A 21,342-nucleotide genomic window follows, 5' to 3' on the forward strand; every position below is an offset into this window, starting at 1 on the left:
GGCACAGACCGGTGTACCGGACGTAGCCTACGAGGCAGCCCGCGCCGTGTTCAATGAGCGCGAACTGGTTGACCTGACCATCGCGATCAGCCTGATGAATTCGTATAACCGTATGGCAATCAGCTTCCGGAACACGCCTCAGGCCGCGATGGAAACGTAAAGGCATTGCGAGTTTCCACACCGAAAAGCGCTTGGACTAAGACAAAAGCAGCACGATTCTGTGACGTAATTATGCAGCCGCTTTGCATAGGCGCGGCGCGATTGCATGTCTAAGGCAATGGTGATTAAGTCCACCGCTTGTGCACGTCAAGCGTTATAGAGCGCACAAGCAACGAGAAAGGCAAAAGACAATGAAGCAGCAGACGCTCGCGATGGCCGCGGATCAAGGTGCGGGGTTCGAGACCCGACGCAAACGCACGCGACGCGACGAGTTTCTTGACACGATGAACACGATCGTTCCGTGGACCGAACTGTGTGCGGTAATCGAACCGTATTACCCGAAACGCGGCAACGGTCGCCCGCCGATTGGTTTGGAGCGCATGCTGCGGATTCACTTCGTGCAGCACTGGTTCAATCTGGCCGACTTCGCTTGCGAAGAGGCTCTGTATGACAGCGCCAGCCTGCGTCGCTTTGTGGGCATTGATCTGGGCTGCGAAGCCGTACCGGATGCGACAACGCTGCTCAAATTCCGGCGCCTGCTTGAGAAGCACCAGCTGGGGGAGCGGCTCTTCGCCGAGGTGGGGCGGGTGCTGCAAGCCAGCGGTATGAAGCTTGCCAGCGGCACCATCGTGGACGCGACGTTGATCGCCGCCCCCAGCTCGACCAAGAACAAGCAGCAGGCGCGCGACCCTGAGATGCATCAGACGCGCAAAGGCAAGCAGTGGTATTTCGGCATGAAGTTGCACATCGGGGTCGATAGTCAAAGCGGCCTGGCACATAGCGCGGTGGTCACGCCGGCCAACGTCCACGACAAACATCCGCTGCCGAAATTGCTGCATGGGCAAGAGCAACGCGTCTATGGAGATAGCGCCTATGCGAGCCAGAAAGCGCTGATCCGTGACAAGGCCCCCAAGGCACGCGACTTCACCAATCAGCGTACGCGCCGTGCGGGCGAAGTTGACGAGGTAGCGCGCGGCAAGAATCGCAACAAGTCGAAGATCCGTGCTCGGGTTGAGCACGTGTTTGCTGTCGTCAAGCGCTTGTGGGGCTTCACGAAGGTGCGCTATCGCGGTCTGGCGAAGAACGCCAATCGCGCCTTCGTCGCGCTGGCCTTGACCAACGTCTATCTCTCGCGCAGGCGATTGATGGCACAGGTTCGCCCGTAATGGGCGAAAAGCGGGTCGCAGGCCCGTACGCAACGCCTTGGTGGGCAAGAAATGCGGGCGGAAAGCTTCACTCAAGATGAATCTGCCTCTGGTTGCGCCCGAATCGATGAATACAACGGCTTGTTCAGCGTTGCCCTAAAATTATCACAGTCGTTCAACTGGTGACCCTAGGCGTCGAAGTGGAAGTGCTCGGACTAGCATGCAAAGAGTTCACCGAAGACCAGCGCATGCTGGTGGAAGTGCTCAGCTTTCCTGAAGAGAACCGCTAAGGAACAAATCGCCGATGCGTTCAACGATGAGAATGGAGCATCGACCCCAGTCGACCTTCAGCACGGTGAACGACGACTCGCGATGCGCTTGTTGTTGTCAGGATCCCATGCATCAACTCTGTGCTGTCCACTCGACGGCCATCCGCAATGGTCTTGGCGGAAGTCGAACAGTTGTGGGGAAATGTCATAGCTATCTCTCGCCGGACGCGAAGGCAGCAGAAGTCTGCATGTTGAAAAGGAATTGGACTATGAAGGTCACTCGCTTTGTAGGTACGGCTTGCGCCGTGCTTCTAATTTTGGTGCTAGGTTTCGTTCAAACGTCGAACTTGCGTGCCGCTGGACGAGCGCCTGCGCCGGACCATCAAAGTTCGGACACGGCCGATAGAACGCCCAACATAGCAATCCCCGACAGCAAATTGGCACGCGACGCTGCTCGATACATACGTGATTCGGAGGGGGAGTTCCTTTTCGAGCATTCGACGCGGGTTTATTGTTGGGCTGCCTTAACTGCGCAACGAAATGGCCTTCCCTACGACCCGCAGCTTTTGTACGTCGCGGCAATGTTCCATGATTATGGCTTGACGGAGAATTACGCTCAGAGCCATCTGCGATACGAGGTGGATGGTGCGAACGCCGCTCGCCAATTCCTGCGAAGCCGCGGCGTATCGGAAGCCGCGAGCGAGCAAGTCTGGCTTGCGATTGCGCTGCATACGACGAACGGTATCCCTGCACAGGTTTCACCGCTGGCAGCACTTGTTGCTCAGGGGGCGAACATGGATCTGGTTGGCGCCGGCTACGACGATTTCGCCGCCGAGCAGCGAGACGCCGTCGAGATGGCATACCCTCACCCGCAAGACTTTGTCGAGGTCTTCATGCGTACCCTTTACGACAGCCTCAGGCATCGGCCTGAAACCACTCAGGGCACCGGCTTGGCCGATGTAATGGCCTATGAGGATCCCCACTTCGTCCGGAGAGACTTCAGCGCTCTCATGCGCAACTCTCATTGGGCCGCAAGAAAATGAGCATCCAACTCGGGGGCACCGGCTGCACCTCACCCATGGCCCGGCGCTTTCGCTCTTCGTTGTCCTAGGCGCAGTTGATCGCTGGACGCGAAACGCGATTCCCCTGGTCCGTACGGTGACGCTTATGCGTCGTTTCAGTTGCAGGCTCGATGCCGGTCAACCGTGTACAAGCTATGATGCTCCCGGGCTGGCGGCCGTTGGATAGGCCAGGCGGGATATTGAGCGGTCGCGCAACATACCAAAGGCGGTGCTCGCCAGTGTTCTGTCAGCGCCTGCGTTCTGAGCTGCTCGCCGCGTCGGTCGTTGCTCACCGCCGTAGCCTGTGGCGACGCGTACGCGCTTTCACGATCGGATTTAGGGGACATGGGAACGTACTACGATCATCCGACCACACAAAAGGTAGCGTGCAATTGTCGGGTATCTGGAATACAACGGCCGTTGGGGCGTCAACTTCGGAGCATCGCTGACTGTCTGAAACTGGCCGGTTGTACCCATTCAGCGTTGTCCGGCCGTCGCCTGGGCAACCTCAGCGCCTAGCCATCTCAGTCACGGCTCTCTACTGCTGCGTGAAAGGCTTCGCACGCCATTCGACGCTCTGCGCCGCAAAATTCCCGCGCTCGACGTATCTTCCTGATGGCCGGTGCATTGGTTCTTCGCAACGAGCTGTTTCACCGGGCTCATCGACAAATGCAGTGCCACACCGCACGGCCAACGCAAAAGCTGATCGACGATTTACAAAATGTCCGATGTCATCAAACGACGCGACATCTCCGTTCCCTTAAACGGACGCTTCCATACCGCGTTCGAAAAACTCTGCGGTATGTTCGATGAAGGCCCTAACCTTTGCGGGCAACAATGCGCGTTCCATGTACGCAAGTCGGACTTCCGCCGCGGAGTCCGCAATCTCAAACTCTTCCAGCAGACGAACGAGTCGCCCTGCCTTGATGTGGTGCTCCACGAGCGTAATGGGCAGCAGACCGACACCAAATCCTTCCAGAATGATGTCCCGGTTGAACATGGGATTATTTGAAGCAATCTCGTATTTAACCGGGACCGCGATATTCTCGTGGCCGCTTCGGAAGGTGAAGAATGGCTTGTGCATTGAAGGCGGAACGGTTACGAACACATGATCCTCAAGGTCCGCGGGATGCCGGGGTCGCGGATGGCTGCTCAGGTAAGCTTCCGTTGTAACGATGACAAGCGGCAAGCGCTGGAGAAGCCGCGTCACCGCAAGATCCGTCGCCAGCATGAAAGGCAGCACTATGCCCAGGTCGTAACCGTCGGCGGTCAGATCCACGGGCCGCTCGGTCAAGGTGATATCGAGCGTGACATTTGCATGCTTGCGTTTGAACGAAGCGATCAACGGGGCCAACCATGTCAACGCAGCCGTCGTGTGCGCAACCAACCGTAACACGCCGCCCGGCAGTCGGCCGTGACCAGCTGCGTTGGCCTCCAGATAGTCAAGATCGTCGAGAATGCGACAACAGCCCTCGTAAAAACGCTCCGCGGCTTCGGTCAGCGAGAACTGCCGGGTCGATCGGTGAAACAGTCGTGTTCCCAGCCGCTCTTCCAGCGACGCAATCGACCGCGAGACAACCGAGGGTGAGAAGTCCATCATTTCGCCAGCGCGTCTGAAGTTTTTGACTTCGACGATAGTGCGGAAGAGGCGCAAGCTTTCGATATATTCCATTGCTACAATCAATCAACTGTCGTGGCGGAAACGGACACTAACCACGAAAGGAATCCGGCTAGCACGGATTGAATCGCCTCGTCCGTTACTGCCTGCGGAGTGCACATCCTGAGAAATTGCGCGCCGTCGCACAGGCTAGCCAACCCGAGCGCGAACGCGTCTACCTCAAGGCGCAATCCTTTGTCGCCATTCGCCATGAGCATCCGTATGTGCGCACCGACCTGCAGGAGTTTCTCGCGCCGGAACGCGCGAACGCGCTCCCCGAACGCGTTGTCGCGGCGTGCAAGGAGTTGAGCCTCGACCCAGAGCGGGAAGCTATCGCTTCCAACATAGTCCCTGCTGTAGTAAGCGATCGCGCGCGCCTGCGCCTCCTCGGGCGTACCGTCCTCCTCAATGATGTCCTGCAGATTGGCCAGCATTTCACTGCAATCGCGCCGCAAAAGTTCCGTCAGCAGTTCCTGTTTGCCGCAGAAATTGGAGTAGAACGCGCCACGCGTATAACCGGCGGCCTCAACGATGTCTTCGACACTCGTCGCCCCCAGGCCCTTCTCGAGAAAGATGGTTCGCGCCGCGTCAAACAGGCGTTCGCGCGTCTGCTCTTTTCTTCGCGCGTGCGTCAGGCGTTCTCGCTTCATGGCATAGCTTACGATGACGTGGCCGTCTTGATTCGCCGACGGAGCGAGTCAATCAGATGGCGGTTTCTCAACAAGTCGGTCGACAACGCACAGGCCGATCAACATTCGATATTAAACTCATAACTGATTTATTCGTCAATATATAGAATGAGGGTGCGAATGAAAGACATCGACCTGTAGATCCAGCGCCTCATGCGGCTTCGACTGCGCTGGTCGACTGCACGAGGCTGATTTCGCCGAGGTAAACGCTTTCGCCCAGTTCGCATTCGCGCGATGCATCGCCCAACGCATGATGAACCTCAATGCGGTACACGCCGCTGTCTTTCCCGAGACCGTCGAACCGGAAATCGCCGAACGCATCGGAGACTGTTTCCGCAACTCTCCGATCACCCGAATACAGGACAGCGGCAGCACCCGCGACGCACTCTACGACGCCGCCCACCCGCGCACTGACACTTCCACCGACGAAGCAGCTTTCCCAGCGTTCGAGGCCGCCGTACCAGACGCGAGGCTTCGTGCCCAGATTCGGCCGTAAAACCTTGAGCCCTTCGCGCCGCGCTTTTTCCGCCATCGCGGCGTCATCGAGTCTGACCGTCTCGAACACGTCAGTGGGGCAACTCTGTTCGCATCGCGGATGCTGCCAACCCTGGTCAAGCAGATGCGCATCGAAGATCCAGGTCTGCGGCAACTGCAGTTCCTCGTTCCACACTATCGCTTTGTACGGACAGGACTTGACGATCTCCTTCCGGCCACGTGCCTTGTCCGGATCGATGATGACGATGCCGTCCGCGCGCTTGCGAACCGCGTCGCCGCCCACCCGCACGCATGGTGCTTCGTCACAGTGATTGCACATCACCGGCAGGTACGTTGTCTCGACCATGTGGGAATCGCCCTGCACGCGGCGCAGGATGCGAATGGGGCTCTGCGCGCCGGTGTCGGCGGGCGCGGAGTAGCCCGGGAAATCGTTGCCTACGTGCTCATCCCGCGTGGCGATAACGCAGTTCTGGCAGTTCTCGCATTGGCCGACCTTGATAACCAGATTCCACTTGCTCATTGATTGCTCCTTACGCTGCGCGACCGAACAGGAACGTATCCGCGCCTTTCCACTTTTCAACCTGCACGAGGCATGAGTTCGGACTCATGCTGCTCGTGCCCGCGGTTTGCGGCCGATCGGGCGTCAGCATGTTCATGCAACCGCCGATTTCCACGCGCTCGCCGTCCACTTCGATCAGCTGGAATTCGGCGCTTGCCTCGTATGACTTGACCACGCCTGCAGTGACCAGGGCCGACACGTCAGCCGCACAGATGACGGCGCCCCGGTCGTTGTACACCTTGACGAGATCGCGATGGACTATGCCTCGGGCCGCCGCGTCAGCGGGCCCGAGTCGCAGCAGCCAGAAGCGATGCCCCGCAATCAGCGCGCGATGGTCTTCGACGCTGTTGACCGACGAGTTCTTGCCATCGCAGTGAGTATGGAAGCTATAACGGCTATGCGTAGCGATGAGTTGCAGCGGATAGCGCTGAGCCAGTTCGGATCGCAGCCCCTCCCACGACGGGATGTACCGGTTCAGCGGCGGACGCTCGGGGTTGTCCGCCGTGTGCCGCTTCAGCAATTCGGGCACGAACTCGAGCTTGCCGCTGGGCGTCTGCAGGCCCATGCCGAATTTTTCGGCATACTGCGACGGCAGCGGATGCGGTTCCGGCAAGTCCTTGCGCCGGCCTTCCGCGAACCAGCGCATGTCCACCGGGTGACGCAATTCCGGCTTCTCGGGAGGCACGACGAAATACCCTTTGCGGCAGAAGTCGCGCCATGAAACGTGGTCCGGAAGATCGGACGAGTCGAACACCCGCTTGACCCAATCGAGTTCGCCGCACCCCTCGGTGAAGACGCCGCCCAGGCCGAGACGCGTCAGAATGGCGGTGAAAATATCGTAATCGGAGCGAGACTCACCCAGAGGTTCGATGCATTTGTGCTGCAGCGTCACCATGCGATGATTGACCGTGTTGTAGCCATGATGCGCGTAGCCGCCGGAATTCGACCATTCGCCAATGTCCCAACGCTCGAGCGACGTGCACGCCGGCAGGATAATGTCGGCGAACTGCGCCTCACCCTCCATCCAGATCGACTGGTTGACCACGAACTCGATGCTCGAATGCCGGTACGCGTCAGCCCAGCGTCCGGATTTCGTCACTGTGCTAAAAGCAGACCCGCCATAGCGATAGATCATGTGGATCGGCGAGTATCCTGGCATGGGATAGCTGAACGGCGCGAACTGCGCTTCCTGCGACATGCCATCCCAGAGATAGCCCGTCGCATGGCCGTTGATGATGGCGTCCGGTAACTGCTGCCGGGGAACCATCTGCTTGACGGGATTCATGGTCAGGATGTGCGGCATGCGCTGATAGTTGTTCACCGCATTCGCGGTCCACGCGAGATCGCCCGACATGCCGCCGTCCGCATAGCCCGGAAAGTAGAAATGCAGGTCATGCGGAACCCCGATCTCGAGACAGCCGAAATTCACGCCCGGCTTGCCCCAGCCCTGCATCGCCATCATCATGATCATGCAACGCGCCCATTGCGCTCCCGTCGCACCTCGCCCCGCCCCACCGAATCCCGCGCCCGTCATCCCGACAGCCAGGTAGACCTTCTTCTTGCCCCATAGGCGCGCGAGCGCGCGAACGTCCTTGGCGGGCACGCCCGTTTCCTGTTCCTGCCATTCCGGGGTTTTCGGCACGCCATCCGTTTTGCCTGTCAGATAGGCCTGCCACTCGTCGAACCCAGTCGTGCGGCTAGCGACGTATTCGTTGTCGTATAGACCCTCGGTCACCCACACATACATGATGGCGGTGGCCAGCGCCGCATCCGTTTGCGGCCGGATGGGCACCCAGCGGCCGCCCAGCAGCTGCGCGGTTGGATTGCAGTGCGGATCGATATGGATGAACTCGATGCCGAGTTCTTTGGCCCACAGGCGCCGCGGCGTTCCCTCGAACCCCGCGTAGGCGCCGTTGGTGCTCTCCGGGTCGGAGGACCAGAAGACGATCATGTCGGCTTCCTTCAGGCAGTCCTCGATACCACCGTAGCCCGACGGCACGCCAACGCGCATCGAGTTGCCGAAGTGATGCATCGCGCCCCAGTACCATCCCTCCCAGCTGTCAGGATTCGCAGCCACTCGCGTAAAACCAATCAGGTTCGCAAAGCGCGTGAGCGCGCTGAGGTAATAGCCAATATTGCCCCACTGGTGATGCGACGACATGGGAAACGTGATGGACCCCGGACCGTGCACGCGCTTTTGCCGGTTGATTTCTTTCGCGACGATGTCCAGCGCCTCGTCCCAGCTGATCGTCACATAGCCGGACTTGCCGCGGTTTTGCGGGTTGCGCTCACCGTCAGGATCGAAGTCGACCCGCTTCATTGGATGCAGAATGCGCTTGTCCGAGTAGACGAGCGACTTGATCGCCAACGCGTGCGGCGCGACGAGACCGCGCCGTGGCGGGGCGAAATGGCGGCCGCGCGCCTCGATCTCCCAGCTCGGCGCATCCTTGCCGTCGAAATCGATTGGCGTCACCCGCACGATGCGCTCGTCCTTCACATAGACGAACAACGGTCCGCCGTTTGTGCAGGTGGTATAGCGGCGCGTGCCATCCCGCATGGGCGTGCCCATCGGCAGGCTGACCGTTTGCATCATGCTTAGCGTTTGCATGAGCCAGACCAGCAATTCGTCGTCGCCTTCCGTGATCACCTTGAAATTCTTCGCTGCGTGGATGATCTCCGCCTGATCCGGACTCGGCGAAAGGAACTTGAGCGCGGTCGTAGCGTCCTTGAAAAGCATGGACACGTCCGGCTGCGGGTGGTACCGGGCGCGCGACCTGATTCGGCCGTCCCTGATCTCGATCGCGCGACCGAGGCTTCGATCCATCAACCCGATCCACGCGACCAGGTCGCGCTCCTTCAGGCGCTCACGATACTCGGGAAAGCGGCGTGCCGTCAGCTCGAGCACTTTGGGCAGTGCAAACAGAATCGACTTGAGCACCTGGCGTTTCATCGCTTCTCCCCAAAAAAAACATCGCTGTAACTTTCGACTTCCTTGCTGTGCATTGGAATCTCTTGACTGGATGTGCCCGTCTACCGTCAATCAGGCAAAGCAAAACGCCATTTGCACGGCTAGAACGTGTAGGCGATATTCAGGAAAACGTTGACGGGATTGATCCGGATCGTTGATCTCGAAACGATATGTGTGCCATCCGCCGTCGTTCCGTCCAGCGTCAGGTGAGTCTTTACAGGGACGTAACCGACAGAGGCCCCGACGGACCAGTGATTTGTAATTGCGTAATTTGCGCCGATCTCGAGCACCGGATTCCAGGATGAACTGAGCGATGCGTGCGCCGACCCGCCCGGCCCAAGGTTATCCGTCACAAATTGACTATTGGTCGTGCGAACCTGAGTGAACCACGTATAGTTCACGCCCAACCCGACGAAAGGACGGAATTTGGACTGAGCCTCGAACAGGTGGTATCGAAGAACGATAGCGGGCGGTATCGGTCGGGTCGATCCGAGCGTGCCATATTTCGCGAGCGTGCCGTCGCCAACGAGATTCACTGTCAGCGGGAGGCCAATGAGTGCGGCGACGCCGATGTGGTCGGTGACATAGTATTCCGTGGTGATCCCCATCGTATCTGTGGACGTCGCATGCGCACCGGTACCGGGTAGCTGCTGATTCACCGTCATTCCACCAACATTTTCCACAGTAAGCGGCGTTGCACTACTCTGCGGCGCGACGCGAAGCCACCCCGTGGCCAGCGTGAAGCTTCCAGCCGTCTGCGAATTCGCGTGATCTGCAAGCACAGCCGAGCAGACGCAAACCGTCATCCCGGCAGCGCGAATCTTTCTCCTGTAATTCCTCAACGTGTCTTCTCCTGTCTCGATGGCTGATTTTTTGTGCACGGCTTTAACGATCCGCTTTATGTTGTTGTACCAATTTAATTATTGTGACTTCCAGTGTCGTTGCATTGATCGAAACCTCGTTAGAGTGTGATCTCCTGAACCAGTCCACGAATGACACGTCCGTTCCTCTTTCGGGCCGTTGCCAGTGGTCCTCGAATGCCTGGCGGTTCAGTGAACGCGCATCGCTGGCCGCTCGCTGTCAGGCGGGAACACGCACCACGAACCATCCCCGTGCCTGAAGAAAAACAATCCCACGGGACCACTCTGCAAGAACAGTTCGATGTGTACACAGATTCCCTGAGTCGATTGCAGGCGATCGAATCGCGTAACCTTAACCGGCGTCCCGGACGTCGGTCCCAGCCATTTGTGCACAAGTGAACGTAAGGTCCTTCCTGATGCGATACTCATCTTCTTCCTCAACCAAACACCATTGCTCCACCTGCTGCTAACGAATCCACATTGCGCGCGTGTCATCGGGGCACGTGCGCGTGAGTGAACGTCCCGTCGATCAGCGACACGTCACTGCGGGCCGCTGGGCGTCCTGGTCGCCGCGGTACTCTCGCCGTTGCGTTGTGAAGTGGCCGCGACAGTGAGCGAAAAAGCGAACGGAAAGCGTCCAAGCGTTGAACCCGCCAACTCTTTGAGTCCAGCGTCCAAAAGTTCGACCTGCACCGACACTCCGCGCGTGTTGTCTTCTACGATGCTCACAGTTGCATCCTTGACGCCGGCATCTTCGAGCGCAACGCGAAGCGCGTCCGCCGTCTCGCGTCGTTTCAGCGCTGGCTTGAAGATCTTGCCGACGCCCGTCAGCGGCATCGCATCGACGACCCGTATTCCCTTTGGAACCGCAGCACGCTCGCTGATCTCGTCACGCACAAAGGCGGCGAGATCGGCCTCCGTTACTGTCGCGCCTGGCTTTAGCTGGACGTAGGCGACCGGCAGCTCGCCAGCATGCATATCTGGACGCCCCACGGCGGCGGCAATCTGGACTGCCGGATGACGATGAAGGGCTTCTTCGATCGCCGCAGGGTCGATGTTGTGGCCGCCCCGGATAATCAGCTCCTTCTTCCGGCCGGTGAGCCAGAAGTACCCGTCGGCATCACAGCGCCCGAGATCGCCGGTATTGAGCCAGCGCGCGCCGTCGCCGAGTTCTATCCACATCGCCCTGTCCTGTTCGGCGCTGGAATAACCAACAAACACATTCGGACCGGAGATCACCAGCTGGCCGACCTCGTCCTCAACGCAGTCCCGTACATAACGGCCATTTTCATCGACCACTACTGCCTTCATCGCCTGTCCAGGCAGACGCAGACCTATCGAACCGGGCCTGTGCTCTCCTAGTGGTGGATTGGCGCTGCTCACGCACGTACCTTCGGTGAGGCCGTAGCCTTCGAGGATACGTATGCCTGTACGGTCCTGAAACGTCCTGATTAGTTCTACCGGCATGGGCGCAGCGCCGCACAGGCCATACTCGAGCGAGCTGATGTCGTGCCCGTCGACCGGAACGTCCAGCAGTGAACCGTAGAGCGTCGGAACACCGCTGAAGAAGTTAATCCCGTAATGCTCGACTATTTCCCAGAAGCGCCTTACAACGCCTTCGCCCCGATAACCTTGCGGTGTGCCGAGAACGACGTGGGCGCCGCGTGAGAACGCCAGGAGGCCTGTCACCATCACGGCATTCACGTGAAAAAGCGGCAATCCGCAAAATATCGTTTTGCCCGGCCCAATGCTCTCGCCGAAGAACTGAGCCGCATTCCACGCATTGGCCACTTCATTTCCGTGCCGGCGCATCGCGATCTTCGGCAGTCCCGTGGTGCCGCCCGTGCAGAAACAGGACGAAACGTCCTCTGTGCTTATCCGACGCGAGTCATTGAGCGCGGCCCCGGACTCGCTGGCGATGGCGGCGCTGAATTCGCGGACCCGGATCTGCGCGGGGACCGCGCTACGCAGACCGCCCTCGCCATGCAGCCTTTCGATTTCGCGACGCTGCTGCGTTCGGGCTACGACCCTTTCCCCGTGCATCCGGTCGGCGAGATTGACGAGCACCAGATCTCGCAAAGCCGGAACCCCGGCCAACGCCGATTGCACCCTTTGCCATAGGTCAATCCCGGGAAACGGCGCGAGCGTGACAAGCACGCTGGCGCCTGAGGCCTTGAGCAGCTCGCCGATGGCTTCGCTTTCAAGCAGTGGATTGATCGCGCAAACAATCCCGACTGCTTCGGCTCCCCAGATCACGAAGTGCGTTTCCGGCAGATTGGGCAGCACATAGGCGACGACGCTGTCCCGCTCCACGCCTAGTCGCGAAAGCATGTTTGCCGTGCGCGTGATATCGCGCACCAGCTCGCTGTAGGTCCAGTGCTCCGGGCTCGCATAGTCCTCGGCTGTTGCGAAGAAAGAAAGCGCAGGTGCCGAAGGATCGATGGCGGCGCCCCGGCAGATCATCTCGTAGGTATTCGACGGTCGATCCGCCAGCTGCCCTTGCGCTTCGATCGCCAGCACATCGTCCAGGTTTGCGACGCCTTTCATGCTGCCTCTTCGACGACGACGTTATGCTGCACGCCCAGATTGATGGAGCGATCACGGCTGACGATCCTTGCCTCCACGACGTCCCCTGGCTGCAGGTATTGCCGCCTGTCTTCCTGCATCTTCAGGAAGAGCCGCCATTTTTCCGCTTCAGGCAATTGCGCCGCGGCGCGCTGCTTTTCGGGCGAAGGAATGCTCAATGCACAGCCAGAGGGCGTGCCTGTTGCGAGCAAGTCACCCGTGTGCAGGTCCTGTACGCTCGACAGCTCCGTCAGGGTCTCGGCCGGTCCATAGACGAGACCGTCGGTCGTGTCGTTCTGGCGGACGGTACCGTTCACCGTCAGCGTCAGCGCGAGCTCCTTCAACTTTGGAAAGTCGCCCTTCTCGAGCAGACAGAGGTAAGGTCCGACAGGGCCGAACGTCCGGAAACTTTTGCCCTTGTAGAACTGCATCTGCGGAATCTGGATATCGCGCGCGGAATAGTCGTTGACGATCACAGCGCCAGCAATGTATTCATGCAGGTTTTCGTCCGTGACCGTCTCGCGGGACGTGATGTCGCGCTTGAGCACGAGACCAAGCTCGATCTCATAGTCAAGAAACCGCACCGCGTTGGGTTTCACGACGTGCGAGTCGGCGGGAACGATGCAGCTCGTTGCCTTCGTGAAGATCATGTTGAACTTCTTCACATCCGGGTCCACGCCGGATTCGATCATGTGCTGGCGATAATTCGCGCCCTGGCAGATGAACTGCTGGTTGGCAGTCACGGGCGACAGCCACTGCACGTCCGATTCGGGAATCGTTGGTCCGTCCAGCACAAGCAGGCGTTCGACCGGGTTCGCCTCGATAAAGTCGGCGGTTGACCCGAACTCGCCCGGGACCGCTGTGATTGCGTTGTCAGCGACCACGCCCCACCGGGCGCGGCCTTCGTGCAGGTAATGCAAAACGTGAACTGCCATTTGTTGTCTCCTGCTTCTATGGATAAGGACGGTTCAGGCGAAGAGCTTCGCCAGCGTGCGCAGTTTGCTGAGCGTCAGATCAGGGCTACGACGCAGGTTTCTGAAAAGCGCCACAACGCTCGCGGGCGTGAACCTGGGTTTCGTGAAACTGCGCGGCATCGTCGGCCCCCACTGGGCCATCGCTTCACGACTCACGGCGTGGATGCCCGTCGGTTCGTCGGACGTGAAGAGGTCGCCGTCGCAGTAGTGTTCGTGCTTGTCGCCCCACGGGTCCTGCCAGTAGTCGAAGATCTGGCTGCCCAGAATATGCCGGCCGATGCCCCACGCGTGGCTCCACCCGTTCTCGCGCAGTACGCGCTGGCCCATACCGACCGCGTCCGCATCCACGAGTTCGTAGGCGCTGTGGCTGTAGGTCGCGACAAACCCCTGTGCCAGTGCGAGCGTGTGATGGTCCGCCGGCGTGTCGCCGAGATCGAGACGCATGAACGCGACAGCCGGCGAGCCGTCGGGCAGTACCTGCACGTCGCTCGGGATAAAACCGAAATGGCGCGTGTACCATGCACAGGTTTGCTGATAGTCGGCGAGTTCGAGCACGACGTGCCCCAGCCGGATGATCTCCGGTGCGCATCGAGGCGGACGCTGTCTACCGTTGATGCGAACCGTCGCGTCGACGGAGTTGAACGGCAACGGCAGCCGGTGCGGCAACGCCGGTGCGGCCGCCTGGCCCCAGATCGCATCGACGCGAAAACCGGAAGGGTCAGTCAGTCGCACCACATAGCCGCCGCCCGTCAGCGCAGACTGTTCGACCTCTGAAGCACCGGGCAGCGTCGCGAGCGCTTCGAGTTCACTCCTGGTCGCGACCTGCAAACCGAAGCCGACGAACGCCGCTTTCGACGCCTTGCGCACGACATAACAAAAATGCGAGGCGCCTGTACCACGTAGCAGCAGTAGCGCTTCGCCCCGCGATACGGTTTGAAGCCCAAAGTCATTGAGAAATCGTTCAGCTTCCCCAAGGTCTGGCCTGTCGAATATCAGATACGCCAGGGCGGTCGCTTTCGCCGTTGGATGGGGGTGGCGGGCCGGTTGTGCAGTAGTCAGTTTCATGGCGAAAGGTAATCAGGCGGTTGCGAAGACTGATGCGGCTTCAGGCGCTGGGGCACTCGCGCGCTGGCGCCCCGGCAAGCGAGGCTCTCGCGCAATCGGGATCCCGACTGTATTGCGAAGATCTCTGGCAATTGCGCGGACGCGCCGTAAGCCTCCCACGCCACACCCAGCGATGCGATGCGTGCTCGCCGCCTCGCTCGCCTGCTCATATGCCGGCGCGATATCGATCGCGGGTCCCAATACCCGGACGGGCGGATGAATAGCCTGATGCCGGCCGGACGGCCTGACACCGTGTCTGGTTGCTGTCTCCACAGTCACTCCATGTGTTTTAGTTTGACCGGCCCTCGGTGCCGTTGATGACATTAAACTCATCGCTGATAGTTTTGTCAATATAGACGTTCGAATCTATACTGCGGATACGCCCAGATCTGGATTCATCATGACAAAGACGACAAATCGCCCGACAACAAAGCGTTCCTCGCGAGCAGCGCCGGTCGTACCGGCTCCCGCAGCTCCCGTCATCGAAGAACGGGAGCCGCGTGGTGCGCGCCGCAAGCGTGAGACGCGGGCCCGGCTGCTTGACGCTGCCCTCAGGCTGATGGCGGAGAAAGGCATGGAGGGCGTGGCGATCAACGAAATTACCGAGGCCGCCGACGTCGGCTTTGGCTCGTTCTACAACCACTTTGAATCGAAGGAAGCGATCTACGCGACCCTCGTCGATAACGTGTTTGAAGAATTCGCGGACATGCTCGATCGCCTCGCGGGCGGCATTACCGACCCTGCGGAGGTGGTCGCCGTCTCCGTGCGTCATACGGTCCTGCGTGCGCGGCACGATCCGGTGTGGGGGCGTTTCCTGATACGCGAAGGGTTTTCTGCGCGCGCCATGACCCGCGGGCTGGGCCAGCGGCTCATGCGCGACATCGGCAACGGCATTGCTGCGAAACGTTTCGTCGTTGCCGACCCGTTTATCGGCTTTCTTGCAGTGGGCGGCACGGTCCTGAGCGCGATCGCCGCCGAACTGAACTTCGTCGCGCCAGGCGCGAGCGCGGCGGGTGTGCTCAAGGAACTCGGCTTTAGCGGCGAGCACTTTCCGGAGCGCACGGCAGCGATGTTGCTGCAAACGCTTGGGCTAAAGCGCGCTGAGGCGGAAAAGATTGCAGCGCGGCCACTGCCCGTCGTCGAGAAAACCGTCGAGGAAAATTGAGGGCCGTGAAACGAGCAGTACTGTTGGCCGCGCTGGCCGCATCGACCATGTGATTGTCGCGTTCTTTCATGGCGTGCGAGCGAGGCGTGCGGCTGATTGTCATCTGAAGACGTCGTGGCATTCTCGCCACGGGGGCACTCGCGTCGTGCCCGCTTGCCCAATCGTCCGCCAGCGCAAGAACGCTCGCGATCAGTTTCTGGCCCTCGCGGTTTCATCGCGAAGCGCTCGACAACCGTCCATACAAACGAGCGTGTTCGCCTATCGAGAGAGTGACGCAATCGCGCGCCACTGGCCACGGGCAACCGACTCATTCCTCGGGGCGCGCAACCGTCCTGTCCGTGACTGTCTCAACCCCGTCTGTCGCATGCGGGCAAGACAACACCCGGCTCCCCGCTCTGCCCGAGGCCCCAGCCGGCGTCAAGGGACTACCCGTGCCGCTCGCGGCCAAGGCGCGTACGACCTTGGCTATTTGTGCAGCGACTACCCTTATAGCCCGACGGTGACCATCTACGACCGCCTGATATCCGTCCGAAACGGGCTCGCTCACTACACTGTGGCAAGTCAATGTCTCTCCGTCCGCCAACGTGCGCACATCCCATACGACGTCAATCAGCGTATGTGAACCGGGCCACGATTCGAAGCGTTGAACCTCGACGGCAACCTGATAGACAGGAACGTCGTCCCCGTTGCGGGCGACGGTCTTCGCACCGGCCGCGCCGGCTTGGTGGCTCAAGCCGGCAATCAGCGCATAGCGAATTTCGTCCGGCAGCGACGACGCCCACCGGTCGTCCTCGCGTACCTCGACCTGTGCCGCATTGACCTGTACCACCAGCTGGCTTCTTGCCACGGCGGCGGGCACCTTCACCGGACGAACATCGATGCGAAATGATGGACCCGCAGTACTGCCCGTCATCGTCGGCCCGGCTTCGGTGCCGAGCGTGTAAAAGCGCGTCGGCGGCGAAGCACATGCCGTCAGGATGGCCAGACCAATGACGGTCACGGTCCGCACCATCGTGCGCCATGAACGGGTTTGCTTCATGGCCTGTCTCCTTTCTTGCCAAACAGCAGCGCCTGGGGATGACGCTCCAGGTAATCGGCGAGCGTATTGAGGGACTGCAACGTTCGCGTCAATTCCTGCATGGCATCCTGGATATCGGACTGCATGGGCGCCGTCTGACGCAATGTCGATTCCGCAGTGCTGAACGTCTTTTGCGCGGCAGCGAGCGTATCGCGGGCTTGTGGTACGACTTCAGTGTCCATATGCCCGAAAAGCCTGTTGGCGTTTTCCAGTGCACCATTCAGGTTGGCACCGATGCGATCGAACGGAACCTGGTTCAGTTTCCGTGCGATGTCTGCTATCTGTACTTGGAGTTCGTCGAGTGTATTGGGCACGGTCGGCAGTTCGATCGGGCTGCCGTGCACATCGACGGTCGCTCGCGGCGCCTTCGGGAACATGTCGAGCGCGACATACAACTGGCCCGTCAGCAGATTGCCCGTCCGCAACTGCCCGCGCAGCCCTTCCATCACCAGATGTTGCAGCAGTTCGTGTCCACCCGGCGTGTCAGGCGCCGGTAGCGCCTCGCTCGAGCGGCGGCTGAGCCTGTCGGGATAGAGCGCCATCGATACCTTCATGCCGAAGCTCTTCTGCTTCTCGTTGTATTCGATCCCGATGTCGGTCACCTGCCCGAGCGCAATTCCGCGTAGGTCGACGGGTGCGCCCACGGACAGTCCACGCAACGACTGGTTGAATCGCATGACCACATTGAGCGGCGGGCCGTCGGGCTCCCGCATGGCGTCCGATTCGTCCGCGGCCAGACGAAAGACCGCCTTGTCCGCTGCCGGTTGTCCCGTTTCCTGCCCCACCGGAGACTGAAAGGCAAGCCCGCCGACAACCACGGTCGCGAGTGATTGCGTATTGAGCTTGAGGCCGTTGGAATCAAGACGCAGATCGACGCCGCTCGCATGCCACCACCGCGTGTTGGGCCCGACGTACTGGTCGAACGGTGCATTAACGAAAACATTCACGATCACACCCGCGCCGCGCGGTTCGAGCGAGTAGCCGACCACCTGGCCTGCCTGGACGCGATGGTAGAAGATCGGCGCGCCGATATCGATCGAGCCCAGAGATTCGCCTCGTAGCGTGTACTGATGTCCCGGCTGTCCCGTCGTGACAATGGGCGGATTCTCAAGACCGGGAAACGCCGTTTGCCTTTCGGTCGAACGACCGATATCCACGCCGATGTAGGCACCCGAGAGCAACGTACCGAGGCCGGAGATACCGTTGACGCCTACGCGCGGGCGCACCACCCAGAACCGCGTGCCTTGCGTCGCAAACTTTTCGGCGTCCTTGCTCAACTGGATGCTCACGATGACGCGCCGCAGATCGCTGGACAGCTTGACGGCCTGCACCGAACCGATCTCGACGTCCTTGTACTTGACCTTTGTCTTGCCTGCCTCCATGCCTTCCGCACTATTAAATGTGACGGTTACGACGGGTCCCTTATCGGCAACGGATCGGGCCACAAGCGCCACCCCGATGAACGCGGAGATCAGCGGCACCAGCCAGATCAGGGATGGCAGCCAACGTTTGCGCGGCTTGAGTTCAGGACTGGAAAGATTGGAAAGATGCATTCTTTAAAAATCTGGTTTCGGAATTTCCGGTGTGTGGTCGGAGAGGAAGTGCCCAACGCTCTATCGTGTGGGGCGGGAACGCTGACCTGCGTTGTCCCAGATGAGACGCGGATCGAACTGATGCGACGCGAGCATGGTGAGAATCACCACCGCTCCAAAAGCGAGCGCGGCGGGGCCCGCAGTGATCAAGGCAAAGGAACCGAAGTGCACCAGCGTGACCGTTAGCGCGACGACGAAGACATCAAGCATCGACCATCGGCCAATACGCTCGACTATCCGGTACAGACCTGCCCTTTCGCGCGCCGCCCAGCCGGAACCCTGGCGGACTGTTGCCGTGAGAAGCGTGAGAGCAACCAGCTTGAGCATCGGCACGAGAACGCTGGCGACAAAAACGACGACGGCGAGCGGCCAGTCTCCCGATGACCAGAAGTACGCGACGCCGCCCAGAATCGTGTCGTCCTCCGCGCGGCCCAGCGTCGAGGCGTGCATGATGGGCAGCAGATTCGCCGGGATATAGGCGAGCGCGGCGGCAAGAAGCAGACTGACGGTTCGCGTCAGGCTCTCCGGGCGCCGTTCATGCAGAACTTGCTGGCACCGCGCGCAGCGCTGGTGCGCCTGACATTCGCTACGCGTCTGAACGAGTCCGCACGCATGACAGCCGATGAGTCCGGCGCGTTGCGCCGTGAGCGCAGGCGACGAACCAGCTTTGCACGCTCGCAATGGCCGCGTGAAGTGCCTACGGCCCGCACTCCCTTCCGACCAGCGAACGCCGCCCTTTCGTGAAGTCCCGATCTCGTCGCGAACGACCCATAGCCCGCTCGGGTCAAACAGGGCGACCACGCCCAGCATGATGGTGAGCACACCCAGTGCAACCAGCCCGGGCCCCGGGATAACCTCCGCCATGCTGACCATCTTCACGATTGTCACCAGCACGCCGAGCATGAGTACCTCGACCATGCCCCAGGGCCGCACCAGCTGCACGAGGCGCAACATTGCATCGAACTGGGGCGGCCGCTTGCCTGCGCAAAGCGGCGCCAGCAGATAGAGCAAGGCCAGCAGTTCGATCAGCGGAAAAAGGATCGACGAGCAGAACACCATGGCCGCGACGGCACGCATGTTGCCCGACCATAACGAGCGCACGGCGCCAAACAGCGTCGCCTCGGACGTCATGCCGTTCGCGCGCAGTTCGATCACGGGGAAGCTCTGAGCAATGCAAAAAGTGATGAGCGCGGCAAGCGTGACGGCGCAGATCCAGTCGAGCGGCAACCCGGCACCCGGTAGCGTCGGCAGGCTCGCACCGCAGCGTGAACAGCTAGCGCGTCGCCCCCTGACACTGGAAGGCTTGCGAAACAGCTGGTCGCATTCGTGGCAGACAATCAGTTTGTGATATTCCATTCGGATGAAGCTGAATTTCGGGCGCCATTCACACTTGCCCAACGGCTGCATTACGCGTTGCGGTGCGCGACGTTTGTGGATGCGTCCGCCAGGCGGCTATCGGCTCGTTGAAGGTAAGCACCGCTGAGCGGAGAAGGGTCCGGACCCGGCCGGATGCCCAACGCAATGTTCGCGAGGCCTGGTCATTGTCTTGACGCGGTAGTCTGCTGGTCCGTCGGCAGTTCTCCCATCGCCTGGAACAACGCCGCCGTATCACTCATGCGCTGGCCCGCTGCGCGTACAGCGCCGATCTGCGCATTCAGATACCGCGACTCGCTGGCATGCGTGGCAGCCGACGGCAGCGAGCCCATCCGGTTCCGCGACGCCGTATCGTCGAATGCCGCGCGCGCGGCGTCTGCGGCCACTTCCGTCGAAGCAAACGCCTGCGCGTCGTTATCGAGCGCAGCAAGCGAATTCGCCACATCCTGGAATGCGGAGAGCACCGTCGACTTGTAGTGCAGCACGGCGGCGTCGTAGGCATCGATCGATGCCCGGCGCTGCGCGAACAGTGCGCCACCGTGGAAGATCGGCTGCGACAGACCCGCACCGATCGCCCACAGCCCGCCCGCGCCCGAGAGCACCGCCGGCCAGCTAAAGCCGCCGCGACCCATCGAGCCCGTCAGCGACAGGCTCGGAAAGAGTTGCGCCGTGGCTGCGCCCACGTCGGCGGCGGCGGCCTTGACGGCGGCGTCGGCGGCCTGGATATCCGGACGCGAGCGCAGCAGGTCCGACGGCACGGCGACGGGCACGTGCTCCGGCAGAGACAGGCTGTCGAGATCCGGCACGCCCGGAGCGTTGTCCGGCGTGCGGCCCATCAGTACCGCGAGCGCATGGATCGCCGAAGCCCGTTGCTGTCGTAGCGCCGGCAGCGTCGCCGCAATCGAAGCTGCGTCCTGTTTCGACATGAGCGCCTGTGCGCGCGACATCGAGCCCAGCGCGTAACGCTGCTGGTCCTCGTTCGCAGCATCGTTCGATACGGCAACGAGCCGTTCGGTGAGCGCAATCTGACGATCGAGCGCCGCTACATTGATCGCACTCGCTACGATGTTCGCCGCGAGCGCACGCCGTGACGCCTCGAGCTCGAACGCCTGTACATTCACACGCGCCGCGTTCGCCGAATTCATGTAACGCGTCTGGCCGAACAGGTCGAATGTGTAGTGCGCGAGCAGCTGTCCGGCAAAGAAGTTGTATTGCACCTGCTCAGGCCCGAGCCCCGGGACCACGGGTGAACGCGCGCGCTCGACCTGCACGGCGCCATCAATGGACGGCAGCGTCGATGCGCCGACCTGGGCGCGCAGTTCCTCCTGTGCCGCTGCAAGCGCGCGCTGCGTCGCCGCGAGCGTCGGGCTGTTGCGCAGGCCTTCGTCGACTAGCGCATCGAGCGCTGGGGAGCGGTACAACCGCCACCATTGGGTAACGCCAGTCGCGCCGACATCGAAAGACTGCGCAATGCCGCCCGCGGCCACCGTCTTCGACAGTTGCGGCTGGGCGCCGTAATGCTCAGGCGACGGCATCGCGGGCGGCTCGCCGCTGGGTCCGAACGAGCAGGCGGTGACGGCGAGTGCCGCGACCACAGCCACCACGGATGTCTTGTGCGTAAAACTCAT

At 60.8% G+C, this 21,342-nt stretch carries 16 protein-coding genes; 4 read left to right on the plus strand and 12 right to left on the minus strand.

Features of this window, described 5'->3' with window-relative positions; all coding sequences use genetic code 11:
- The 3 genes from H3V53_RS35075 to H3V53_RS35085 all read left to right on the plus strand — a co-directional run.
- Nucleotides 1-160 (plus strand): carboxymuconolactone decarboxylase family protein (locus tag H3V53_RS35075; RefSeq protein ID WP_473766669.1); only part of this gene is annotated, 160 nt, incomplete at its 5' end.
- A gap of 190 nt (nucleotides 161-350) precedes the next feature.
- A complete protein-coding gene (locus H3V53_RS35080; RefSeq protein WP_336601739.1) occupies nucleotides 351-1,325 on the plus strand; it encodes an IS5 family transposase in 975 nt (324 codons plus the stop codon).
- Nucleotides 1,326-1,842: 517 nt separating this feature from the next.
- A complete protein-coding gene (locus tag H3V53_RS35085; RefSeq protein ID WP_336601740.1) occupies nucleotides 1,843-2,616 on the plus strand; it encodes an HD domain-containing protein in 774 nt (257 codons plus the stop codon).
- A 778-nt stretch (nucleotides 2,617-3,394) separates the two neighbouring features.
- Here the strand turns inward: H3V53_RS35085 and H3V53_RS35090 are convergent.
- The 8 genes from H3V53_RS35090 to H3V53_RS35125 form a co-directional block, all read right to left on the minus strand.
- On the minus strand, nucleotides 3,395-4,306 hold the full coding sequence (locus H3V53_RS35090) for a LysR family transcriptional regulator (RefSeq protein WP_336601741.1): 912 nt from the start codon (nucleotides 4,304-4,306) through the stop codon (nucleotides 3,395-3,397).
- 8 nt (nucleotides 4,307-4,314) lie between these two features.
- The gene (locus H3V53_RS35095; RefSeq protein WP_336601742.1) at nucleotides 4,315-4,941 is read right to left on the minus strand and encodes a TetR/AcrR family transcriptional regulator; all 627 of its coding nucleotides are present in this window, start codon (nucleotides 4,939-4,941) and stop codon (nucleotides 4,315-4,317) included.
- A 190-nt stretch (nucleotides 4,942-5,131) separates the two neighbouring features.
- The gene (locus tag H3V53_RS35100; protein ID WP_336601743.1) at nucleotides 5,132-5,995 is read right to left on the minus strand and encodes a 4Fe-4S dicluster domain-containing protein; all 864 of its coding nucleotides are present in this window, start codon (nucleotides 5,993-5,995) and stop codon (nucleotides 5,132-5,134) included.
- Nucleotides 5,996-6,005: 10 nt separating this feature from the next.
- Nucleotides 6,006-8,984, minus strand: a complete 2,979-nt coding sequence (locus tag H3V53_RS35105; protein ID WP_336601744.1) for a molybdopterin-dependent oxidoreductase — start codon at nucleotides 8,982-8,984, stop codon at nucleotides 6,006-6,008.
- Nucleotides 8,985-9,103: 119 nt separating this feature from the next.
- Nucleotides 9,104-9,808: an OmpW/AlkL family protein gene (locus tag H3V53_RS35110; protein WP_336601760.1), complete on the minus strand. Its 705-nt coding sequence runs from the start codon at nucleotides 9,806-9,808 to the stop codon at nucleotides 9,104-9,106.
- 594 nt (nucleotides 9,809-10,402) lie between these two features.
- On the minus strand, nucleotides 10,403-12,409 hold the full coding sequence (locus H3V53_RS35115; RefSeq protein WP_336601745.1) for an acyl-CoA synthetase: 2,007 nt from the start codon (nucleotides 12,407-12,409) through the stop codon (nucleotides 10,403-10,405).
- Nucleotides 12,406-13,362, minus strand: a complete 957-nt coding sequence (locus tag H3V53_RS35120) for a fumarylacetoacetate hydrolase family protein (protein WP_336601746.1) — start codon at nucleotides 13,360-13,362, stop codon at nucleotides 12,406-12,408. The genes H3V53_RS35115 and H3V53_RS35120 overlap by 4 nt, the downstream gene beginning before the upstream one ends.
- A 33-nt stretch (nucleotides 13,363-13,395) precedes the next feature.
- Entirely contained in the window at nucleotides 13,396-14,466 is a 1,071-nt protein-coding gene (locus tag H3V53_RS35125) for a VOC family protein (RefSeq protein WP_336601747.1), read from the minus strand.
- A gap of 439 nt (nucleotides 14,467-14,905) precedes the next feature.
- On the opposite strand from H3V53_RS35125, the gene H3V53_RS35130 reads away from it, so the two are divergent.
- On the plus strand, nucleotides 14,906-15,670 hold the full coding sequence (locus tag H3V53_RS35130; RefSeq protein WP_336601748.1) for a TetR/AcrR family transcriptional regulator: 765 nt from the start codon (nucleotides 14,906-14,908) through the stop codon (nucleotides 15,668-15,670).
- A gap of 307 nt (nucleotides 15,671-15,977) precedes the next feature.
- On the opposite strand, the gene H3V53_RS35135 is transcribed toward H3V53_RS35130, so the two are convergent.
- The 4 genes from H3V53_RS35135 to H3V53_RS35150 all read right to left on the minus strand — a co-directional run bounded on the left by H3V53_RS35135 (nucleotide 15,978) and on the right by H3V53_RS35150 (nucleotide 21,342).
- A complete protein-coding gene (locus H3V53_RS35135; RefSeq protein WP_336601749.1) occupies nucleotides 15,978-16,709 on the minus strand; it encodes a PqiC family protein in 732 nt (243 codons plus the stop codon).
- Nucleotides 16,706-18,301, minus strand: coding sequence for a PqiB family protein (locus tag H3V53_RS35140; RefSeq protein WP_336601750.1), 1,596 nt, complete (start codon nucleotides 18,299-18,301; stop codon nucleotides 16,706-16,708). Before H3V53_RS35140 ends, H3V53_RS35135 begins: the two co-directional genes overlap by 4 nt.
- Before the next feature lie 60 nt (nucleotides 18,302-18,361).
- Nucleotides 18,362-19,696, minus strand: coding sequence for a paraquat-inducible protein A (locus H3V53_RS35145; protein WP_336601751.1), 1,335 nt, complete (start codon nucleotides 19,694-19,696; stop codon nucleotides 18,362-18,364).
- 182 nt (nucleotides 19,697-19,878) lie between these two features.
- Nucleotides 19,879-21,342 (minus strand): efflux transporter outer membrane subunit, encoded by a 1,464-nt coding sequence (locus H3V53_RS35150; RefSeq protein ID WP_336601752.1) that lies wholly within the window; start codon nucleotides 21,340-21,342, stop codon nucleotides 19,879-19,881.

The organism is Paraburkholderia bengalensis, assembly GCF_037126505.1.
Taxonomy (GTDB): Bacteria; Pseudomonadota; Gammaproteobacteria; order Burkholderiales; family Burkholderiaceae; genus Paraburkholderia; species Paraburkholderia bengalensis.

Bases quoted from the DNA above. Each gene is read 5' to 3' on its own strand.
- H3V53_RS35080 (WP_336601739.1), top strand. From the start codon at position 351: ATGAAGCAGCAGACGCTCGCGATGGCCGCGGATCAAGGTGCGGGGTTC.
- H3V53_RS35085 (WP_336601740.1), top strand. From the start codon at position 1,843: ATGAAGGTCACTCGCTTTGTAGGTACGGCTTGCGCCGTGCTTCTAATT.
- H3V53_RS35090 (WP_336601741.1), bottom strand. From the start codon at position 4,306: ATGGAATATATCGAAAGCTTGCGCCTCTTCCGCACTATCGTCGAAGTC.
- H3V53_RS35095 (WP_336601742.1), bottom strand. From the start codon at position 4,941: ATGAAGCGAGAACGCCTGACGCACGCGCGAAGAAAAGAGCAGACGCGC.
- H3V53_RS35100 (WP_336601743.1), bottom strand. From the start codon at position 5,995: ATGAGCAAGTGGAATCTGGTTATCAAGGTCGGCCAATGCGAGAACTGC.
- H3V53_RS35105 (WP_336601744.1), bottom strand. From the start codon at position 8,984: ATGAAACGCCAGGTGCTCAAGTCGATTCTGTTTGCACTGCCCAAAGTG.
- H3V53_RS35110 (WP_336601760.1), bottom strand. From the start codon at position 9,808: ATGACGGTTTGCGTCTGCTCGGCTGTGCTTGCAGATCACGCGAATTCG.
- H3V53_RS35115 (WP_336601745.1), bottom strand. From the start codon at position 12,409: ATGAAAGGCGTCGCAAACCTGGACGATGTGCTGGCGATCGAAGCGCAA.
- H3V53_RS35120 (WP_336601746.1), bottom strand. From the start codon at position 13,362: ATGGCAGTTCACGTTTTGCATTACCTGCACGAAGGCCGCGCCCGGTGG.
- H3V53_RS35125 (WP_336601747.1), bottom strand. From the start codon at position 14,466: ATGAAACTGACTACTGCACAACCGGCCCGCCACCCCCATCCAACGGCG.
- H3V53_RS35130 (WP_336601748.1), top strand. From the start codon at position 14,906: ATGACAAAGACGACAAATCGCCCGACAACAAAGCGTTCCTCGCGAGCA.
- H3V53_RS35135 (WP_336601749.1), bottom strand. From the start codon at position 16,709: ATGAAGCAAACCCGTTCATGGCGCACGATGGTGCGGACCGTGACCGTC.
- H3V53_RS35140 (WP_336601750.1), bottom strand. From the start codon at position 18,301: ATGCATCTTTCCAATCTTTCCAGTCCTGAACTCAAGCCGCGCAAACGT.
- H3V53_RS35145 (WP_336601751.1), bottom strand. From the start codon at position 19,696: ATGGAATATCACAAACTGATTGTCTGCCACGAATGCGACCAGCTGTTT.
- H3V53_RS35150 (WP_336601752.1), bottom strand. From the start codon at position 21,342: ATGAGTTTTACGCACAAGACATCCGTGGTGGCTGTGGTCGCGGCACTC.